This is a genomic window from Mucilaginibacter terrae, from assembly GCF_042679325.1.
In the GTDB taxonomy this organism is placed as follows: domain Bacteria; phylum Bacteroidota; class Bacteroidia; order Sphingobacteriales; family Sphingobacteriaceae; genus Mucilaginibacter; species Mucilaginibacter terrae.
In genome coordinates this window covers 178,789-199,386 of sequence record NZ_JBHTMJ010000017.1, presented here as the reverse complement: position 1 = coordinate 199,386, position 20,598 = coordinate 178,789, and the positions used below count along the sequence as shown (strand labels likewise).

The following is a 20,598-nucleotide window of genomic DNA, read 5'->3' as shown; positions in this document are numbered from 1 at the left end:
TATATGAATTTGTTAGTTTAAATATACAAGTTAAAATTTGAATAACTCTTATTAGTATGCCATTTAAAAAAGGAGAATTTATACCGGCTATTGTAAAGCGTGTGGTACGTTATAGTTTTAAATATGGCTGGCATGGCCGCTACAGTAACTGGCATAATGCATTAGCCCAAACAACCGGTTATAATGCCAATGCCGTGTTGCAACGTGTTAAAGAAGCCGCTTTAAAGGTAACCAGCGGACAGGCCCGTTATGAGCGCGACGGCATAGCGCAAAATGAGGTAGAACTTTTTTATCCGTTACTGGCCACCTTACTTTGGGTGGCATCGCAAAATAACAACCGGTTGAGTTTAATAGATTACGGCGGATCGCTGGGTACTTCGTACCGGCAAAATTTTCCGTTTTTAAAACATCTTGAAAGTTTAGAATGGCACTTGATTGAGCAAAAGATGTTTGTTGACGAAGGCCGCGAAAGTTTCGAAAACGAAAACCTGAAATTCTATTACTCGCTCGACGATGTGTTGCCCCTGGCCGAGCCGCAGTTATTATTGTTTTCCAGCTCGCTGCAATACCTGGAAAAACCTTATACCTTGCTGGAAAAAGTAAAGCAAACACGCATACCTTACCTCATGATAGACCGTACGGCATTTATTAACGAGCCAGATGACCGCCTCACCATACAAACCGTTCCTCCGGCATTTTACGATGCATCGTACCCCTGCTGGTTTTTTAGCGAACAAAAAATGAATAATTTTTTGGCCGATACCTTTGAACTCGTTTACAGCTTTAACTCGGGACAAAAAGTGGCTTTAGGCCTGGAAGAGCTGGATTATACCGGCAAATTATGGCGCCGTAAGCAGTATTCTTAAACTTTTGATCAAATCAGTACACCAGTGGCTTCATGGTAAACCGGGAATTTTACTGAATTTGCTATAAAACAATATTGGTTGGCTTTTTGATGCAGCGCATTTAACTGCGCAAGCATAGCGTTATTGGTAACCACTACCTGTGGCTTTAAAGTTGCCCTGGTAAAATAGCCGCTGCCATTACTTTCTTCTATCATTGTGGCGCTGGCCTGGTCGGTATAAGATACAACTATTACACCAGCTTGGGCACAAAAGTGCAGGAACCAAAGCATGTGGCAGCTGGAGATGGAAGCCAGCAGTAATTCTTCGGGATTATGCTTGTTATTGTCTCCTGAAAAGGCCGGATCGGATGAACCCTGGATAAGCGCTTTGCTGGCAATACTGATTTCGTACGACCGGTCATAAGCGCGATAATTTGATGTTCCTTCACCTTTATTGCCGGTCCAGGTAAGGGTTGAAACGTAGATGTGTTGTTTGCTCATGGCGTTAATCAGTTGGCTTTAATTTTAAATCAATGATAAGCATAACCTTCTAAATTCGTTTTTAACTCTCCTTTTTTATTGCGTAACAGGCTCATTCTTATAACAGTTTAACCAAAAAATCCCGGGTTACAAGCCCGGGATTTCAATATGAAAATAAATAACAGAACGTTAAACGCCCAGGTCTTTAATAATAGCATCAATCTTAGCTTCCAGTTGCGCATCAACCTTATGGTAATCTTCTTTACTGGCCAGCTTGGTATTAACGCTGCAATAAAATTTAATTTTAGGCTCGGTACCCGATGGACGTGCCGATACGATGCTACCGTCTTCGGTAATAAATTGCAGCACGTCTGATTTTGGCAGCTCAATGGGTTGTGTGGTACCGGCAACCATGTCGGTTTCTATACGCAAGCCGTAATCTTTCAATGCAATAACTTTCGATCCGCCTAATGTAGCCGGCGGGTTGGTGCGGAACTTTTCTATCATGGCCACAATTTCCTGGGCACCGCTTTGTCCTTTTTTGGTGATGGAGATTAGTTTTTCTTTGTAAAAACCGTACTCCAGGTAAGTGTTTACCAGCGCCTCGAACAGGCTGCTGCCTTTATCCTTGTAAAATGCGGTCATTTCGGCAATAAACGCAGCCGAAACCACGGCATCTTTATCGCGCACCAGCTCACCAATTAAATAGCCATAGCTTTCTTCACCACCGCCAATAAAGGTTTGCTTGCCCTCTAACTGGGTCATAATTTCGCCAATGTATTTAAAGCCGGTTAGCGTGTTGTAAAACTTCACATTTTTGGCTTTGGCAATTTCTTCTATCAGGTTAGAAGTAACAATAGTTTTAACAATGTACTCGTTACCGGTTAGCTTGCCTTTTTCCTGCCAGGCCGATAGTAAATAATTGATCAGTAAACTGCCGGTTTGGTTGCCGTTCAACAGTATAAATTCGTTTTCGGTGTTTTTAACGGCAATGCCCACACGGTCGGCATCGGGGTCGGTAGCCATTACCAGGTCGGCATCAACTTCCTGTGCTTTTTTAAGGGCGAGGGTAAGGGCTTCTTTTTCTTCTGGGTTTGGATATATTACTGTCGGGAAGTTTCCATCGGGCGTACTTTGCTCTTTAACCAGGATAACGTTCTCAAAACCAAATTGCTTTAATGCTTTAGGCACCAGCGTAATACCCGTACCGTGTATAGGCGAGTACACGATTTTGAGATCTTTTTGACGTTTGATAGCCTCGGGTGAAACCGATAGTTCGGTAATCTTATCTAAATAGATCTGGTCTATTTCTTCGCCTATCAGTTCTATGTTTTCGGCAATGCGCGTAAATTTTACCTCATCTATGCTGGTAATGGCCGCTACTTCGCTCAATACGGCCTTGTCTTCAGGAGATACGAACTGACCACCATCGGCACCATAGGCCTTGTAGCCATTATATTCTTTAGGATTGTGCGATGCGGTTAACATAACCCCGCTTTTGCAGCCTAAATAACGGATAGCAAAAGATAGTTCGGGCGTAGGGCGCAACGCTTGAAAAAAGTAAACATGGATACCGTTGGCCGAAAATACATCGGCGGTAATACCGGCTAACACGTCGGAATTGTTGCGGCTATCGTGTGCAATGGCAACTTTTATTTTTTCGTTAGGGTAAGTTTTGTTCAGGTAATTAGCCAGGCCCTGTGTGGCCGAGCCAATGGTGTACTTGTTAACCCGGTTTGAGCCAGGGCCCATTAAACCGCGTAAACCGCCGGTACCAAATTCCAGGTCGCGGTAAAACGAATCGGTAAGGTCGGCATAAGCTTTATCATCCAGTAATTTTTGAATGGCTTGTTTAACATCGGCATCATAGTTTCCCTCAAGCCAGGCATTTGCCTTTTGAAGTATGGTTGCATCTAATTCCTGCATAAGTAATTGTCTTTTTATTGGATAGATAGTATGGTGTATAAACTCAAATATGGTAATAAAATTGATGTTTTAAATACTTAAAATATATAATGTAACTAATTGTGTAATGTTACAATTAACAGGTTAAATTGTGTGCTGTAGCGGGTTAAACTTTTGTTAGGATTAAAACAGGAATGAACCTTTTATTTTAAAGTGTGTTGCATAAATAAATGCCCGATTATGAAAATAAACTACAGTGTAAAGCTTATCCTATTATGTACGGGCTTGTTTTTGTTTACATCGGTAAATAGTTTTGCCCAAAAGGTAGCTAATTACTCTTTTGGAAAGTACGGTACTCCCGATTATGAGCATTTTTCTTTTTGGATAAAGGCGGGTAAACGGGCCGAGGTTACTTACAGCTATGGAAAAGATAATAAAGCTATGGCGGCTACCTATTTAAGTACAGGCTTACATCAAGGGAAAAAGTGTTTTAAAGTAGAATTGCCCGGCAATTATATTCTTTACATACTACCTGCAGGCAGTAAGCTACAAGTTGCAGCTCTTACCAAAAATTATCACAAGGTGTTTAACTGGGCGCATGAAGGTGCTGTAAATGGTATAGGTACTTTTTGTAATGTGTGCGCTAAGGATGAAAATGAAGCGATGGTGGTTATTAAAGCGTATTTCATGAAGTAACCTCCATGAATTGGTTTTAATAATAACCGGCATATTAAATTGTAAATAATACTATCGGTAATATTTACAATTTAATTTTCTATTCCAATAAAAACTTTTTTAAAGTTCAAAATCATCCGGTCAATAAACTTGTGTTACAGGTTGTACTTTATATATGCAACAGTTTGGGTTTATTATATAGCTTTTGTAATAAAAATGAATTTTTATAAGGTTTTATGAAGAAATTGTGTGAATGTATGAAGCTTAAATTGGTGGTGGCTTTTTACCTTTCACATCTAAAACCTACTTATAATTAAAACTCTTCCAACTCAATGTTTTGCCAGGTTTGGCGTTTATAATAGTATAGCATAATGCAATATACCGCTATAGCCACAGGTACTAAAGCCCAAACTACGGTTTCCCATTTTGCTAAAAGATAATGCCCGAAGCCCACAGCCGCTATAAAGCCGGTAATAAGCAGCGAGGTAATAATGCGCCCACCCGATTGCTTAATAAGCACTGGTTTTGAAAACGGCAATCCCTTCACCATATATAACGCCATCAGCAATCCATAAATCAAACCAACAAAAAAGGCAAGTACCAGGTCGTTAATTACTTGAGGCCCCCAAATTACTATGCTAATAGCTCCTAATACCAGGCAATAAGGTAGGTAATACAGGGTTACTACTGCCTTATACATCCCCGACAAAATTTTCCCTGGGCGGGTAATAGGTAGTGCATAATATACCCAGGCTGGTTTATACTTTTCTGTAAACGAAATATGCTGTAGTATGGAGGAAATAATTAATATACCTAAGTAGGTCAAAAAAATATATCCTGAGCCTGTTTTTAATTTGTATAGGCGTTCATCTAAATTACCTTTTCCGTTTAGCGTAAAGTACAGAAAATAAATAGGCACATAAGCGAACGACGGATATACCTTGATCTTAAATTCGCGGATACGGGCAGCCAATTTCCAGGTAATGCGGAAACCAGCATTTTCTACCGGGTCGGCAGCTACCAAATTGGCCAGGCGGCCGGCAAGATCAAATTTTGGTTTTTTAACCGTGCCCGCCGGTAGCGGCAAAGCCGAATTTCCATCTGATGTAGCAGCTATAGCCAGTTGCTTGTTAAATCCTGGTGCCAATACCCTGGCTACCAGCCATAAGCCAGCCAATGGTACTGTTACACCAATAATTGCTACAATACTGGTAAGCAGCGTAGCCCTGGCAGGGTGTATGAGTACTTCGTTTATGGCAGCTATCCATACGGGGGGTAAAAAGTACGAAGATGTATAATGCAAAATATTAAATTGTGCCAGCACCGAAAGGTTAATTAACCGGGGCAAAAGGTAATACGCACCAAATATTACAACAGAAAAAGCAATTTGTATATAGCTGATAATATCTTTAAACTTTTGTGGTGATACCGTTTTCATGATGAGCAGGTACACCACGTTAACCAGTAAAATGCTTAAAAAAGTGGCTTGGATGATCTGTATTATAAACAAAGGTACGGCCAGCAAACCATCGGTAAAACCAATTATGATGATACCTGCCAGGCCTTGCAAAAATGCCAGCCGGAACACATATATACTAATATGTAGGATACGTGATAAAGCCAGTGTGCGATCATTAACCGGGCGTGGAAGTAAAATATACTGATCGCGTACGTCAAGCAAAACGGTGGTGAAATCGGTAATGAGCGTTAACGACATCAGTACCATAAACATGCTGAAATATACGGTTTGTGCAACCAACGGCATTTTAAACAAGAATAGTACAGCTCCTATAAAAATACCCATAAGTACGGTTACTAATGATACCGCCCATGAACTGGATGCCTTGCCGTTAGCAGGAGCTTTGCGGCGCCCGGCAAACATAGTGCTGGGCCTGCGGCCGTCCATGAGCAACTTAACTTTAAGAATTTGATAAAGTTGTTTGGTATCAACACCTGTTTTTTGTAGCACAGGCATAAAAAAACTAACTAAGCGGAGTAATAATTTATCCATCGGTACCGGGCTTATTAGTCGAAAGCATTGATAATAGCATCGGTTTCACTGTCCGATTCGTTACGGCCGGTAAGTTTAGCAAACACACGTTCCAGGGTATCGGCATGGTTTTGCTTCAGCGATTCAAAAGTCCCGTCGGCAATAATTTCACCTTTGTTAATCAGTAAAATACGGTCGCTTACCTTCTCTACCACATCCATCATGTGCGAGCAGTAAAATATGGTTTTACCCTCTTGCGATAAGCGAATAATGAGCTCTTTGATCATGATTACCGCGTTGGCATCCAGGCCCGAAAGGGGTTCATCCAGTATAATGATCTGCGGATTGTGAATAATGCCTGATATTAACAGCACTTTTTGCTTCATTCCTTTCGAAAAGGTATCCATACGGTCGTCTTTATTGGTACCCAGGCCAAAAGCGGTGAGGAGCTTAGCTGCACGGGTGTGCAACTGCACCTCGTGCATATCATAAAGTTTTCCAATAAAATCGAGGTACTCCATGGGGGTAAGCACATCGTATAGTTCGGCATTTTCGGGAACGTAACCAATACGTTTCTTAATTTCCTGCGGATCGTGCTGCATGCTGATTCCGTCTACCAGTACTTCCCCTTCAAAATCGGGGATAAGGCCCGTCAAAATTTTAACAGTGGTAGATTTTCCGGCACCATTAGGGCCTATATAACCTATTACCTGCCCCGGGTAAATATCCAATGATAAATTTTTCAGGACCAGTTTTGCACCGTAAGATTTAGACAGATTTTGGATCTGTATTAAAGGGGCTACACTCATAACGTCATCATCATTTTGGTGAAATATACAAAGTATATATTCATGATTTTAATATTAGAGGCGGTAAATATGTAAATGTTACAAATTAACGGGTAACGATAATAAAAGGTTATGGGTGAAAAAAATTTATTGCCGATAATACATACTGCTTATTCAATTACGTACCCATGTATAACGTCAAATTTATTCTGCTACTGTTTGGCAAAATATTATAATAGGTGAATTTATGAGCTTGGTTAAATATAAAAGCCCGCTAAATGAGCTATTTACGTTGATGTTTTTTCACCAAATTTATTCATTTTCAATAGCCGAAAATATCTCAAGCATCACGTTCCAACGGTGCTTGGCATCAATTTCCCAAATGCGTACATAGTTGTAGCTGCTTACAATGTTGCCTTTTTGTATGCGGGCCCTGCCATAGCTGTAAGCCAGATCGTTACTGCTGGCGCGACCGGCACTAAGTGTTTCGCCCGAAATAACTATAGCCTGGTTAGCTACAAATTTGATGGCTGTGTCGTTACCAGCCATAGGTTCAAATCCTGGAAAATATAAACGGCCCTGCGGTACGAAAAACTCCTTGTATGCACCCACCGTCGATACTTTCAAACCCTGGTTAAACTGACGGTCGTTATCTAAAATGATTTTTTTTGGGTTAAAGGGATCTTTACTGGCAGTAACCTTATTCACCGAATCGGGTTCCTTAAAATCTGTGATCTGCACATTGTCATTCGGCGGATGCTGTATGCCCAGATTTATCAGTAATTTAAGTTTATTGGAAGCGGCATCTAAACGCCACAGCGACACATAATCACCATAAACTTTGTCTTCTTCGGTTTTACCGTTCTGGTAGGTATATGGACCGGCAGTAAAGGCCAAATCCCCATTGGCAGATATTCTCGCAATATTGGGTGTCCAGGTCATGGTGCCTGGTTGCTTATCAATGCGTCCGTAAAATTCGGTTATTTTAACAGCATCGGGCTTAAATACAATTCCCTCCGCATCGGTTACCGCCAAAAATGCTTCTTTCATTCCCTTACGGGCAGATAGTTTTACAAATTCATCTTCGGCCTTTATTACAGTTTGTACAGTAGCGCTTTTTTGTGCAACGGCTGTTACAGCATAACAGCTGATAGCAGCTATAGCTAATATAGCTTTATTCATATTCATATTTAGATTGAAGGAGCGCAAAATAAAAATACTTTCTAAAAAGTAGTATGCTTAAAATGCATTGTGCTTGTAAAGTTTAACTCAAAATAATGAAAATTATTATAACATATAATATGGTAATTGTATGCTGTTGATATACAGTTAATTTATTTCTTGGTCAATTTGGTAATAATCTGGAATTATTTTTAGATATAACCGGATATTAGCTTGCCAATTGTTATTTTGCATATAAATATTATACTATTACATATCTAAAAAATCTACAAACCTCATAACATGACTAAGCAAATAGTTGTTTTCGCCTTTCTATTAATAGTGCTATTTAGTTATAAGGTATCAGCACAAACGTCACAAGAAAATTATTTTGATAATCAAGGTAGGCCTTTTACAAAGAAGACTTCGGAAATAGAGGGGGATCCATATTTATTTGACAAGTGGCTACCTGGTAAAGTGCAAGCGGCAAATGATAAAACATACGATGGTTTTAAACTCAAATATGATATTGCGGATGACCTTTTAGTATTTGCATATGATTCTGCTGACGAACCATTAAAGTTTGTAGATGATATAAAGACTTTCACTATAATTTTACCAGAACCAATTGTTTTTACTAATGGCTTTCCATCTATAGATAAGCAAACTTCACAATCCTATTATCAACTGATATCAAATGGAAAAACTAAACTGTTGAAGAGACGTACTAAAGTAGTATTGGAATCAAAAGGTTATAATACTGTAGTCAAAAAGTATCAGGAGTATAACAATTACTACATTTTTAAGGACAATAAAATAGCAAAGTTGGAAAACCCCAAAAAAACACTTTATGCTCTTGCAGGTGCTAAGAAAACTGATATAGATAACTATTTAAAAAGCAACTCTATCAATTTCAAAAGGGACGAAGATTTAGCCAGGCTGTTCGATTACTATAACACCCTGGCCCAGTAATTATACCTTGTTCCAGGTAGTGCCTTCTTTACTGTCCTTTAGCTGAAACCCTATCTTTTGCAAGCCATCACGAATCTTGTCTGATGTGGCATAATCGCGGTTTATTTTGGCTTCGTTACGCAGGTTTACTACAAAATCTAATACTTGTGGGAGTTCATCGCTGCTGGACTGCTCATTTTTTAAGCCCAGTATATTGGTTACAAAGGTGTTAATTACTGCTTTAAGTAATTCCAGGTTAGCTTCATCGATCTTTAGTTTGTTATCGTGTACCGAATTAATAATTCGCGATGCTTCAAATAGTTCTGCTATAAGTATAGGGCTATTAAAGTCATCATTTAAAGCTTCATAGCAACGGGTAAGCAGTGGTTGTATTTCTACTTCTGTTTCTACCGATGGCTTTAAACTATCTATTAATGTACAAGCATTCATCAGGCGCTTAAACCCTTTTTCTGATGCTTCCATAGCATCGTTACTAAAATCGAGCGTACTGCGGTAATGAGCTTGCAGCATAAAAAAGCGTACGGTCATGGGGCTGTACCCTTTATTCAGGATCAGGTTATCGCCGCTGAAAAGCTCGTGCGGTAAAAAGCTGTTACCTAAAGATTTCGACATTTTTTGCCCGTTAACCGTAAGCATATTGGTATGTACCCAATACTTAGCCGGACTTTTGCCATAGCAAGCTACATTTTGAGCTACTTCATTGGTATGATGGGTAGGTATCAAATCCAATCCACCGCCATGTATATCAAATTGTTCACCTAAGTACTTATGGCTCATGGCCGAGCACTCCAGGTGCCAGCCCGGAAAACCCATGCTCCAGGGAGAAGGCCATTTCATTAAGTGCTCCGGCTTGGCTTTAATCCACAAGGCGAAATCAAGTTTGCCGCGTTTTTCATCCTGGCCGCCAAGTGTACGGGTATTGGTCAGCAGGTCTTCCAGGTGGCGACCGCTTAAAATGCCATAGTCTTGTGTGTTGTTGTATTTTTCTACGTCAAAGTACACCGAACCATTCACTTCATAGGCGTAGCCTCTTTCGAGCATGATCTTTACCAGCTCTATCTGCTCAATAATGTGGCCGGTAGCAGTAGGTTCAATGCTGGGGGGCAATACGTTAAAAGTGCGCATTACATCGTGGAAACCGGTGCTGTACTTTTGTACAATTTCCATAGGTTCCAGCTTGGCCAATTTTGCTTTTTTAGAGATTTTGTCTTCACCTTCGTCGGCATCACCTTCCAGGTGACCGGCATCGGTAATATTACGCACATAACGTACCTTGTAACCCAGGTGGGTAAGGTAACGGAAAATAAGATCAAAGGATATATAAGTACGCGCGTTGCCTAAATGGGCATCGCTGTAAACAGTTGGGCCGCAAACATACATGCCTACATAAGGGGCATCAAACGGTATAAATTCTTCTTTGGTACGGGTTAAGGTATTGTAAACAAATACATTTTGTTTCATGAGGGCAAACTTACAATTTTTAATTCAGGCCGATGATTTTTTGCAGCAATGTATAGCAAACACAGTTTAAAAATTGTAGCTGAACCGGGCTATTGGAGCTGTAATTTACTACATACAGGGTAATGATCGGAAAGTTTTTTTTGCACAATATGGTAGTTGGTTACATTAATTACAGGGCTAACCATAATATAATCTATCTGATAATTAGGGAAGCTACCGTTATATGTACGTGCAAAACCCGATCCTTTTTCGCGAAAGGCATTTTTTAAGCCTTTTGCCATTTGGTTTACCGCATAGGATGACGGTGTGTCATTAAAATCACCTGCTATGATGTAGGGATAGGGGCAATGTTTAGCGTGATTCTTTATTTTAAATACCTGTTCGCTACGTTTCATAAATGCACGTTTTAATTTGCCGCCTATACGTTTGGATGAAGTAATATCAGCATCTCCTTTTTGAGAAAACTTGGCCAGGTAATCATAATCATCGGGCTCAAAACGGATAGATTGCAGGTGAATGCTGTAAAAACGGAATGTTTGCGCGTTCTTTTTAACATCTACATAAATACACTGGTTGCCGCTTCCTTGTTCGGAAAGTAAGATACTGCCCTTGTTGATGATAGGGTATTTGGAAAATATGGCAATTCCCATAGCTTCACCCTTTTTATCGAAATTAAAGGGTTCAAAATAACAGGCATCAGATCCCATGATCTGCTTCATAGAATCTTTAAGTGCGTACTGCCCCCGGTTTTTGGTGTAAAATTCTTGTATGCCTATAATATCCGGGCGTTGATCGTTAATAAGTTCCAGCATCTGGTGACGGGTTGTTGAGTCGTTTTTTTCTCCATAGCGCTTAAAAGAGTGGGCATTGTAGGTCATTAACACTAACGAACTGTTAGGTTCAACGGCATCTGTTACCGATTCAGAGAAACGAAATCCAAAATTATCTCTTAATACACCCCAGCCAACCAAAATGCATAGCAGTGGTACCAGTATACATTTGCTGCGGCGCAAAAGCCAATAAACGGTAACAATTAGGTTTGCCAGTAATAAAAGCGGGTAAGCTAATCCGAAAAATGCAATGGGCCAAAACTTCTGCGGATCGGTTATGGGGGCCAGGTAGCTGATGAGCAAAGACAGGCCAAGCAAAACGCTTATCCCTAATAAGAACTTGTCGAGAAAGTTGAGTTGTTTCTTTTTTTTAACTTTCATTTTTACTTGCCCGAAACAATACTTCTTTCTCGTGCTTATTCAGGCTCTCGTAACCGCTTTGCGATATTTTATCCAGGATATGGTCAATTTCGTCTTGCCGGGGTGTAGAAGGACTTTGCTGCTGATAGGTTTTGTTTTGAGCGGCTACCTTTACTTTAGGGCGCTGGTTAAATACGTTATCAACCGCGCGGCTCCAATCTTGTCCGCGTTTAAGTTGCTTAATGTATAAAAACCCTAACAGCGCACCACCCAGGTGGGCAATTTCGCCACCGGCATTAGGGCCGGTAATACTTAAAAAATCAATCACTACATAAAATACCGCTATCCACTTTAACTTAACCGGACCCAAAAACATAAGGTATATGGTATAGTTGGGCAACAGGGTAGCAGTTGCAACAACAATAGCCATAACGCTGGCCGAGGCACCCACAACCGTTGCAAAAGGCAGCACACCTGCAAAAAACGGGAATATATTAAAGCTTAAAATGTAAAACGTGGCCCCGGCCAGCCCGCCTATAATGTACAAGCTCACCAAACGCTTATTGCCTAAATATTCTTCAAATATTTGGCCCATCCAAAACAGCCAAAGCATATTAAACAGGATGTGAAAAATATCGGCATGCATAAACATGTAGGTAACGGGCGTCCAAAAACGGGTTAGCAATGTTGGTAAATGAGCAGGGAGGGCAAGGTATTCGTGCGCAAATGAGTCGAGCATGGTATTGCCCATCAGGCGCAAAATAATTGCCGGTACGTTAATTAATAAAAATACAAGTACATTAATACCAATAAGCAGGTTAATGCGGCTGCCCGATTGCAGAAACTTGTAACGTATATCTTGCCAGAGGGATTTCATAAAAATGGAAAACTGTTATAACATAAACTTACATAAGTTAATAAAAATTGTTTGACTTTTTGTAGCCCCATATTTTTATTAATATAAAACCAAATAAGGCACCGCCTAAATGTGCAAAATGCGCCACCGAATCGCCCTGTGTGGGCATTACGCCGCTAAACAATTCGTACAATACATAAACTGGTACAAAATACTTAACTTTTACAGGAATAGGTATGGGAAATAAAATAAATTCCAAATCGGGGTACAATAAAAAGATGGCCATCAGTACTCCGAATACCGCACCCGATGCACCCAGGATAGGCTCGGTTAAAATAGATCTGACTACCTGAAACTGTTGCTGGTTTTGAGGGTCAAATGTATCGGCATTGATATAAAATAAGCCTGTTGCCTGGTGCAGTTCTATAGCCTGTACTACAAAGTGAAGAGCCAATGCGCCTATACCGGTAAAAAAATAATAATTGAAAAAACGCTTAGAACCAAATGTTTGCTCAATAATAGGGCCCATAAATAACAAACCCAGCATATTTGAAAAAATATGGCCTATGTTGGCGTGCATAAACATATAGGTAATTATTTGCCATGGTTTAAAAAATGGCGAGGCTGGATAAAAGGCCGACAGCCATTTTACCAAATTGATACCGCTGCTTTGAAGTGCAAAAGTGGCAATAAAAAATATCACGTTAATGATCAGTAGATTTTTAACTACCGGTGTAAGGTTACTGAAAGGGCTTTGCATTAATATCTGTATTCTATATTCTTAATTCTATACTCTTGACTCTATTATCAGTTCTATTTCTCAAACCGATCAGCCAGTTCGGTCATGGTAAAGGTACTGATAACCGGCTTACCGTTGAGCGCAATGTTGGGCAGCTGGCAGGCGAAGAGCTGGTCTATCAGTAAATTCATTTCTTCTAACGTTAGCTTGGTGCCTGCTTTAGTAGCGGCATTGCGGGCTAAGGTACGGGCTAAAGTATCTCGCTTGTCTAACTTTAGGATAGCCATATTGTTTTTAAACCCTTCCAGCAAATGCTCCAGTAACTGGTGTTCGCTGGCGGGGTTCACATCGGCCGGTATGCCATCTACAACAACGGTATTTTTCCCAAATTCGCGTATGTCGAAACCCAGCGCTTTAATATCGGGCAGTAACTCTTTCAATAAGGTAAAATCGCTGCTGTTCAGGGTAACCGTTTGCGGGAATAAACTTTGCTGACTGGTACCCGAATGGTTTTGCAGCTGTAGCAGATACCGTTCGTACAAAATACGCTCGTGTGCCGCCTGCTGACTAATGAGCATAAAGCCCGATTTAATTTGCGACAATATATACCTATTCTGGATCTGGAACAATTGCCGCTCACTTGATTTACTTATCGTTTGGTTGTTGATCTCAAAGCTGTCATCGGGTATGATCTCTTGCTGTTGACGTGTATCTGTTTTACTGATCTCGTACAGCGTTTCCCAGTTTTGGGTCATGCCACCTTTGTATGGGTTATGGCTGTTTTGATAGCTGCTTTCGCGCGGGGCAGGTTTTTCTACCGGGTCGAACGGGTTGAAGTTAGGGTTAAAACTAATACTCGGCGGGGTGATTTCTTCGAGCGGCTTGGCGGTAATCAAATGCTCAATGCTGTTTTCCTGGTCAAAATCGAGCGATGGGGTAATATTATAGCGTCCTAACGAACGCTTTACCGCCGAACGGATAATGGCATAAATAGCTTTCTCGTCCTGGTACTTAATCTCCGTTTTAGTTGGATGTACGTTAATGTCGATCTTACTCGGATCAATATCAATATAAAGCACATAAAAGGGGTAAGTATCTTCGGGCAATAGTTCTTCAAAAGCTATCATTACCGCGTGGTTGAGGTAATTATCCCTGATGAAACGGTTATTTACAAAAAAGAACTGTTCGCCACGGGTACGGCGGGCAAACTCGGGTTTGCCCACAAAGCCGCGCAGGTTAATAATAGTGGTATCTTCTTCAACCGGTACCAGGCGCTGGTTGTAATTATTACCGAATAAATGCACAATGCGCTGCTTTAACTGTGAGGATGGCAGGTGGTAAACCTCCTGCCCATCATGGTGCATGGTAAAAAATATTTGGGGATGCGCCAGCGCCACGCGCTGAAACTCATCTATAATATGCCGTAACTCTACCGGGTTACTTTTTAAAAAGTTACGTCGGGCGGGCGTATTGTAAAACAGATTTTTAACCGAAATGGATGTACCCGCGCTGGTGGCGCAAGCTTCCTGGCTAATCACTTCCGAACCTTCGATACATATATAAGTACCCAACTCGTCTTCGTAACGGCGGGTTTTCATTTCTACCTGTGCAATAGCGGCAATAGAAGCCATAGCCTCGCCGCGGAAACCCATGGTACGGATAGCAAAAAGATCTTCGGCCTTGCGAATTTTGGAGGTAGCATGGCGTTCAAAGCACATACGGGCATCGGTGCCGCTCATACCGCAGCCGTTATCAATTACCTGTATCAGCGCCTTGCCCGAGTCTTTCAGCAGTAACTGTATCTTATCCGCACCCGAGTCAATCGCGTTCTCCACCAGTTCTTTTACCGCCGAAGCCGGGCGCTGCACCACTTCACCTGCGGCAATCTGGTTAGCTACGGCATCCGGTAAAAGCTGTATTATATCCGACATTAAAAAATTCCCTTCAATTTCAGCGGCTAAATTAAATATTTGACGGCATAACTTTACCTTTGGAATGTTGTTAATAAAAGCAGCCCCTCCCAAACCCTCCCCGGGAGGGAGGGCTTTTAGGAGTTACATTAACTCCCTCCCCCTTTCGGGGAGGGCCGGGGAGGGGTTCTATTCTCTATGAAAAAAATATGGCCTGCTTTTGTGCTGCTGCTTTTTGCCGCCTGTAAACAAAAGGAATACAACGCCGATATGCTGGTTAAAAACGCACTGGTGTACACGGTTGACAGTAATTTTAGCACCGCCGAAGCCTTTGTGGTTAATGCCGGGAGAATTGTGGCCGTTGGCAATGCCGATAGCCTGGAAAAGATTTATTTAGCCCGCGAAGTGGTAGATGCCGATGGTAAAGCGATATACCCTGGCTTTATTGACGCGCATACGCATTTTTACCGCTATGGTTTAAGTTTGCAGGAAGTGCATTTGGAAGGTACTAAAAGCTGGGGGCAGATCGTAGACTCGGTGCAAACTTATGCCTCCCGAAACCAGGAAGGCTGGATTATAGGTCGCGGCTGGGACCAGAATGACTGGGCTATCAAGCAGTTTCCAACCAAAGGTAAGCTCGACTCACTATTCCCGGTTAGGCCGGTAATATTAACCCGTGTGGATGGTCATGCCGCTATTGTTAACCAGGCTGCCTTAAATATTGCCGGAGTAAAGGCAGGGCAAAAGCTGGAAGGTGGTGAGGTGCAAACCGTAAACAACCAGCTAACGGGTATATTGGTTGATAACGCGGTAGATTTAATAACCCGTAAAATACCCGAACCATCGGAACAGCAAATACAGGCTGGTTTATTGGACGCGCAAAAAAACTGCTTTGCCGTGGGCTTAACCACGGTAGATGATTGCGGGCTGGATTACCCCATGGTAAATACCCTGGCCGAATTGCAACACAAAAAAGCATTGAAGATGCGCATGTACGTCATGTTGTCGGATAATGAAGAGAATATCAGTTACCTGTTTAAACGCGGGGTATATAAAACGCCGGGCCTTAATGTGCGCTCATTTAAAGTTTATGCCGATGGTGCCTTAGGCTCGCGCGGTGCCTGCTTGTTGCACGATTATAACGACCAAAAAGGCTGGAAAGGGTTTTTATTGAGCAGCCAGAAACATTTTGAAGATGTGGCCCAGCGCATAGCCGCCAAAGGTTTTCAAATGTGTACCCATGCTATAGGCGATTCGGCCAACCGCGCCATCCTTAAAATTTATGCTAATGCTTTAAAGGGTAAAAATGACCGCCGCTGGCGCATTGAGCATGCCCAGGTAATTAACCCGGCCGATCTGAAATATTTTGGCGAGAACAACATCATCCCTTCTGTACAACCTACGCATGCCACATCGGATATGTACTGGGCCGGCGACCGCCTGGGTGCGCGGCGTTTAAAAACGGCCTATGCTTATCAACAATTGTTGAAACAGAACGGCTGGCTGCCTTTGGGTACCGATTTCCCGGTAGAGGATATTAACCCGCTGTACACTTTTTACTCGGCTACCGAGCGTAAGGATATGAAAGGCTTCCCGGCAGCGGGTTTCCAAAAAGAAAATGCGCTAAACCGCACAGAAGCCTTACGTGGTATGACCATTTGGGCCGCCCGTTCAAATTTTGAAGAAAAAGAAAAAGGCAGTATTGAGGCAGGTAAGTATGCCGATTTTGTAATACTGGATAAAGATATCATGAAGGCTAAAGGTGCCGACCTTCCCCTCATTAAAGTAATAAAGACCTTTGTAAACGGCGAAAAAGTATATGAGAAGAAGTAAGTGTAGCTGGTTAATAGCCGTAATATCGGGCTTTATACTATTAAATACCGCCTGTGCTCAAAACCCGCCGCTTGCCCTTACCGGTAGTAACTATGTAACCGAGGAGACCTTGAGCGGGCAATCGACCGTGTTGCTGAATAACGAGCAAAGCATCATACCCCTGCAAAACCTGGATAAAAGTACTGTAGCCAGTGTGCGTTTCACGCATACCGATGCGCCCGTTTTCGACAGCCTGTTGAACAAGTACACTAAAATAAAAAGTTTCAATGGGTTGGCCTATAAAACTATGGGCGCTTTAACAGATGACCTGAAATTGTATAACACGGTAGTTTTGCAGCTCACCGATATTGACCTGGAAAATACCCAATTGCTCAGCTTTATCACCATGAACGATAAGTTGAAAAAACTGGTGATCGCTTATTGGGGTAGCGGTATTCCGCTTAATAAATTAGATTTAGTGAGTACACCAGTAATATGGTGCGCGCGCATTTCTCCTATTGCATCGGGATATATAGCGCAAGCCATTTTTGGGGGAGTTGCCATCACACATAAACTGGATAAGAGCGCATCGGCTAAATACTCGGCAGGTTCGGGATTTTTGACCGCCAAAACCCGCTTGCAATACACCGTACCCGAATCCGTTGGCATTAAAACCGAAAACATGGTACAGCCTATTGACAATATCGCCCGCGAAGCCATCAGCGATCAGGCCACACCAGGTTTTGCCGTATTGATAGCTAAAGATGGCAAGGTGATCTTTAATAAAGCTTACGGCTACCATACTTACGATAAAACGAAGCCCGATAAAATTACCGATATCTTCGACATTGCTTCGGTTACCAAAATATCGGCCACTACCATGGAGGTAATGCAATTGTTTGAACAGGGTAAATTAGGTTTGGATTCTACCGTGGGCAGTTACGTGGCTTTGGCCAAAAACACCAACAAAAACACCGTAAAAGTACGTGAGTTGATGCTGCACCAGGCTGGGCTTATCCCTTATATTCCTTTTTACGAGCGTTTAAAAGCTACCGATCATAGCTCCGATTCATCGGCTATGTACCCTACCAAAGTGGCCGATGGGTATTTTATCCGTAAAGATTATTTCCGTGATGTGATGTGGCCGCAAATGCTTAACACCGGTCTGCGTACCCGCGGGCAATACGTGTACAGTGATTTGAGTATGTATTTTATGAAGGAAATTGTGGAGACGGTTACGGCTATGCCGCTTAACGTGTATGTGCAAAATAACTTCTATAATCCGCTGGGTATGCAAACCGCCGGGTTTTTACCCCGCAACCGCTTCGCTAAAGAGCAAATTGTACCTACGGAAAATGATACCTATTTCAGGCATACGCTGTTAACCGGCTACGTACACGATCAGGGGGCCGCCATGGTGGGTGGCGTATCGGGCCATGCCGGTTTGTTTGCGTCAACTAACGACCTGGCTATATTATACCAAATGGTACTGAACGGCGGCACTTACGGCGGCATACAATATTTTAAACCCGAAACCGTGGCCCAGTTTACGGCCAGGCAATCCAACGTGAGTCGCCGTGGTTTAGGTTTCGACAGATGGGACCCTGTGGTAAGTAAGCATTATCCCTCAAACCTGGCTTCGCCCGAAACATACGGACATACCGGCTATACCGGCACCTGCGTATGGGTTGATCCAAAAAGTAATTTGGTTTATATCTTTTTGTCGAACAGGGTTTATCCAAAAGATTCACAACTGTTAAACAGCCGCCGCATACGTCCGCGTATAATGGATGTGTTTTACGAGGCTTTGGCAAAGGGATTGTAAAAGATGTGCAAACTTGTATTTGTGCGGATGTGCAAATGTTCAAGTAGTTTATTCTTGATAAGAATGATTAAGTATAATTGTATATGAAGCTGGTGTTAGATAATGTGGGTGTTACTTATAAAACACTGTTAGCAGAAATGGCTAAGGCTTTACATTTTCAATGTTACTGAAATTGAATTAACTGAAGAACAAGAGGAAAAGGCCTTGCATACAACTATAGAAGAAGGTGAGAATTCAGGTATAGTTAGCGTTAGCCAGAAAAGCAAGTTTGAAGAGTGGTTATTTAAAAAGTAGTCCTGTTATACGTGCAGTATAATTACCATAACTCATTTATAAAGGATGCAAAAAAGCTTCCGTGTACTATAAGAAATAGCAAAAGTTGTTTTGGAAGTTACAAAGGCTGTTTCCATTACAGATCTTAGTCATGTTTAAAAGCTTTCGGGCTATAAGAATGCTTATCGTATCAGGATCAAAAACTACCGTATAGGAATTATTATGGAAGATGAAGTGTTAATCTTTTCAAGGGTTCGGCACCGCAAAGAAATTTACAGATACTTTCCCCAATAAGATCATTTAAATATTATTCAAAAATACTAAATTGCCTCTAAACCACAGGTAATGAAGTACTACACCATACCGCCTCCGCCAAGTTTAAAGCAATTTGTAAGATGCTTTTGGGTGCTGGAGCACGATCTATCGTATGCCGAAACGGAATACGTTTACCGCTCCATTGCCGATGGCTGTGCCGAACTGGTTTTTCATTACCGTGGCCTCTTTAACGACATAATAGGCGATGAACAAGTGCGGGGCTGGCAATCGGGCCTGCATGCACAATCTACCCGGTACCGGCGTTTTATTACAACTCAAAGCTTCGGCTTGTTTGGCGCTTACATTTACCCATTTGCATTACCTCAATTATTAAACATGCCGGCCTGCGAGTTGAGCAATCATACCCCCGATTTAAACACGTTATTTAAAGCCGCCGGGCGCGAACTGGAGGAGCAGATGATGCTGGCTGTTAATAACCAGGAGCGTGCGCAGATCCTGTCCGCTTTTTTGGAGCAGCGCTTACTAAACAAGCCGGTTAAAGATGAGCATATTATTCAATCGGTAGCATACGTGATCCATAGCCGGCCGCAGTTAACGGTTGCGCAACTGGCTAATAAATTTTGCCTCTCCACCCGGCAGTTCGACCGTAAGTTTAAAGCGAATTCGGGCTTTAGCCCCAAAACTTATTTGCGATTGATGCGATTGCGTTCGGCTTTGGATAACTATGGAACCCACAAATCTTTAGGACAAATAGCGCAAGAGTGTGGGTATTACGACCAGTCGCATTTTATACATGATGTACAGACCTTTACCGGTTATAATCCCAGCCATTATTTCTCGGGCATGGCCGAGGGTACCGAGTATAAGAATTTTTAAAACATGACCGATTTTTACAAGTTGCTATGCATTGAGTAGCCTATATTTGCCTTATAATTAATCATAATCATAATGGAAGAATTAAACATACCTGAAGGTTACCAGCGTATAATGCCCTACCTGATTGTTAACGGTGCAGCTGATTTTTTTGCATTTATGCAAACCGTTTTTGGCGCTACCGAAAAAATGAAGGTTATGCGTGATCATAAGCTGTACATGCATGCCGAACTGCAATTAGGTTTCAGCACCATCATGTTTACCGATGCTACCGAAGAATACCCTGTGCAAAATGCAGGTTTATTTATATACGTAGCCGATTGTGAAGCTACCTATCAAAAATCATTGGCAAACGGTGCTATAAGTATTATGCCTCCTACTAAACAAGATTATGGCCTTGGCGCCGGCATTAAAGATGCATTTGGTAATACCTGGTGGATAACCCAAGCCTAAGAGGAAGTGGGAGAGTCCGTTATTTAGTAAAAAAGAATGGAAAAGTCAGTAAAGATAGAAGTCTTTATCCCTCTCGGCCAACAAATATCCAACCACACCACTCCCAAGGAGGGAT

At 41.9% G+C, this 20,598-nt stretch carries 17 protein-coding genes; 7 read left to right on the top strand and 10 right to left on the bottom strand.

All coding sequences use genetic code 11. The annotated features are described in order from the left end of the window. Positions 1 to 56: 56 nt before the first annotated feature. Positions 57 to 866, top strand: coding sequence for a methyltransferase, TIGR04325 family (locus ACFQ3S_RS17080; RefSeq protein ID WP_377166694.1), 810 nt, complete (start codon positions 57 to 59; stop codon positions 864 to 866). Between the two features lie 8 nt (positions 867 to 874). On the opposite strand, the gene ACFQ3S_RS17075 is transcribed toward ACFQ3S_RS17080, so the two are convergent. Further along, positions 875 to 1,345: an OsmC family protein gene (locus ACFQ3S_RS17075; RefSeq protein WP_377166692.1), complete on the bottom strand. Its 471-nt coding sequence runs from the start codon at positions 1,343 to 1,345 to the stop codon at positions 875 to 877. 168 nt (positions 1,346 to 1,513) lie between these two features. Then, a complete protein-coding gene (locus tag ACFQ3S_RS17070) occupies positions 1,514 to 3,250 on the bottom strand; it encodes a phospho-sugar mutase (protein WP_377166690.1) in 1,737 nt (578 codons plus the stop codon). A 219-nt stretch (positions 3,251 to 3,469) separates the two neighbouring features. Here ACFQ3S_RS17070 and ACFQ3S_RS17065 point away from each other — a divergent pair, with 219 nt between their 5' ends. Further along, on the top strand, positions 3,470 to 3,925 hold the full coding sequence (locus ACFQ3S_RS17065) for a hypothetical protein (RefSeq protein WP_377166688.1): 456 nt from the start codon (positions 3,470 to 3,472) through the stop codon (positions 3,923 to 3,925). A 292-nt stretch (positions 3,926 to 4,217) separates the two neighbouring features. Here ACFQ3S_RS17065 and ACFQ3S_RS17060 read toward each other — a convergent pair whose 3' ends face one another. The 3 genes from ACFQ3S_RS17060 to ACFQ3S_RS17050 form a co-directional block, all read right to left on the bottom strand. Beyond that, positions 4,218 to 5,915, bottom strand: a complete 1,698-nt coding sequence (locus tag ACFQ3S_RS17060) for a hypothetical protein (protein WP_377166686.1) — start codon at positions 5,913 to 5,915, stop codon at positions 4,218 to 4,220. A gap of 14 nt (positions 5,916 to 5,929) precedes the next feature. Next, on the bottom strand, positions 5,930 to 6,703 hold the full coding sequence (locus ACFQ3S_RS17055; RefSeq protein WP_377166684.1) for an ABC transporter ATP-binding protein: 774 nt from the start codon (positions 6,701 to 6,703) through the stop codon (positions 5,930 to 5,932). Between the two features lie 291 nt (positions 6,704 to 6,994). After that, positions 6,995 to 7,864 (bottom strand): hypothetical protein, encoded by an 870-nt coding sequence (locus ACFQ3S_RS17050; RefSeq protein ID WP_377166682.1) that lies wholly within the window; start codon positions 7,862 to 7,864, stop codon positions 6,995 to 6,997. A 282-nt stretch (positions 7,865 to 8,146) separates the two neighbouring features. Here ACFQ3S_RS17050 and ACFQ3S_RS17045 point away from each other — a divergent pair, with 282 nt between their 5' ends. Beyond that, positions 8,147 to 8,815: a hypothetical protein gene (locus ACFQ3S_RS17045; RefSeq protein WP_377166680.1), complete on the top strand. Its 669-nt coding sequence runs from the start codon at positions 8,147 to 8,149 to the stop codon at positions 8,813 to 8,815. On the opposite strand, the gene cysS is transcribed toward ACFQ3S_RS17045, so the two are convergent. From cysS to mutL, 5 genes are all read right to left on the bottom strand, one after another. After that, positions 8,816 to 10,276, bottom strand: a complete 1,461-nt coding sequence (cysS, locus tag ACFQ3S_RS17040; RefSeq protein ID WP_377166678.1) for a cysteine--tRNA ligase — start codon at positions 10,274 to 10,276, stop codon at positions 8,816 to 8,818. A gap of 89 nt (positions 10,277 to 10,365) precedes the next feature. Next, on the bottom strand, positions 10,366 to 11,487 hold the full coding sequence (locus ACFQ3S_RS17035; RefSeq protein WP_377166676.1) for an endonuclease/exonuclease/phosphatase family protein: 1,122 nt from the start codon (positions 11,485 to 11,487) through the stop codon (positions 10,366 to 10,368). Continuing rightward, positions 11,477 to 12,343 carry a rhomboid family intramembrane serine protease gene (locus ACFQ3S_RS17030; RefSeq protein ID WP_377166674.1) on the bottom strand — a complete coding sequence of 289 codons (867 nt, stop codon included), beginning with the start codon at positions 12,341 to 12,343 and terminating at the stop codon, positions 11,477 to 11,479. The genes ACFQ3S_RS17035 and ACFQ3S_RS17030 overlap by 11 nt, the downstream gene beginning before the upstream one ends. 37 nt (positions 12,344 to 12,380) lie before the next feature. Next, entirely contained in the window at positions 12,381 to 13,082 is a 702-nt protein-coding gene (locus ACFQ3S_RS17025; protein ID WP_377166672.1) for a rhomboid family intramembrane serine protease, read from the bottom strand. Between the two features lie 53 nt (positions 13,083 to 13,135). Beyond that, entirely contained in the window at positions 13,136 to 14,992 is a 1,857-nt protein-coding gene (gene mutL / locus ACFQ3S_RS17020) for a DNA mismatch repair endonuclease MutL (RefSeq protein ID WP_377166670.1), read from the bottom strand. Positions 14,993 to 15,169: 177 nt separating this feature from the next. Here mutL and ACFQ3S_RS17015 point away from each other — a divergent pair, with 177 nt between their 5' ends. The 4 genes from ACFQ3S_RS17015 (at position 15,170) to ACFQ3S_RS17000 (ending at position 20,483) form a co-directional block, all read left to right on the top strand. Continuing rightward, positions 15,170 to 16,804, top strand: a complete 1,635-nt coding sequence (locus tag ACFQ3S_RS17015) for an amidohydrolase (RefSeq protein ID WP_377166668.1) — start codon at positions 15,170 to 15,172, stop codon at positions 16,802 to 16,804. After that, positions 16,791 to 18,608, top strand: a complete 1,818-nt coding sequence (locus ACFQ3S_RS17010; protein ID WP_377166666.1) for a serine hydrolase domain-containing protein — start codon at positions 16,791 to 16,793, stop codon at positions 18,606 to 18,608. The genes ACFQ3S_RS17015 and ACFQ3S_RS17010 overlap by 14 nt, the downstream gene beginning before the upstream one ends. Before the next feature lie 618 nt (positions 18,609 to 19,226). Next, positions 19,227 to 20,033 carry a DUF6597 domain-containing transcriptional factor gene (locus ACFQ3S_RS17005; RefSeq protein ID WP_377166664.1) on the top strand — a complete coding sequence of 269 codons (807 nt, stop codon included), beginning with the start codon at positions 19,227 to 19,229 and terminating at the stop codon, positions 20,031 to 20,033. Positions 20,034 to 20,105: 72 nt separating this feature from the next. After that, entirely contained in the window at positions 20,106 to 20,483 is a 378-nt protein-coding gene (locus ACFQ3S_RS17000; RefSeq protein ID WP_377166662.1) for a VOC family protein, read from the top strand. Positions 20,484 to 20,598 lie beyond the last annotated feature (115 nt).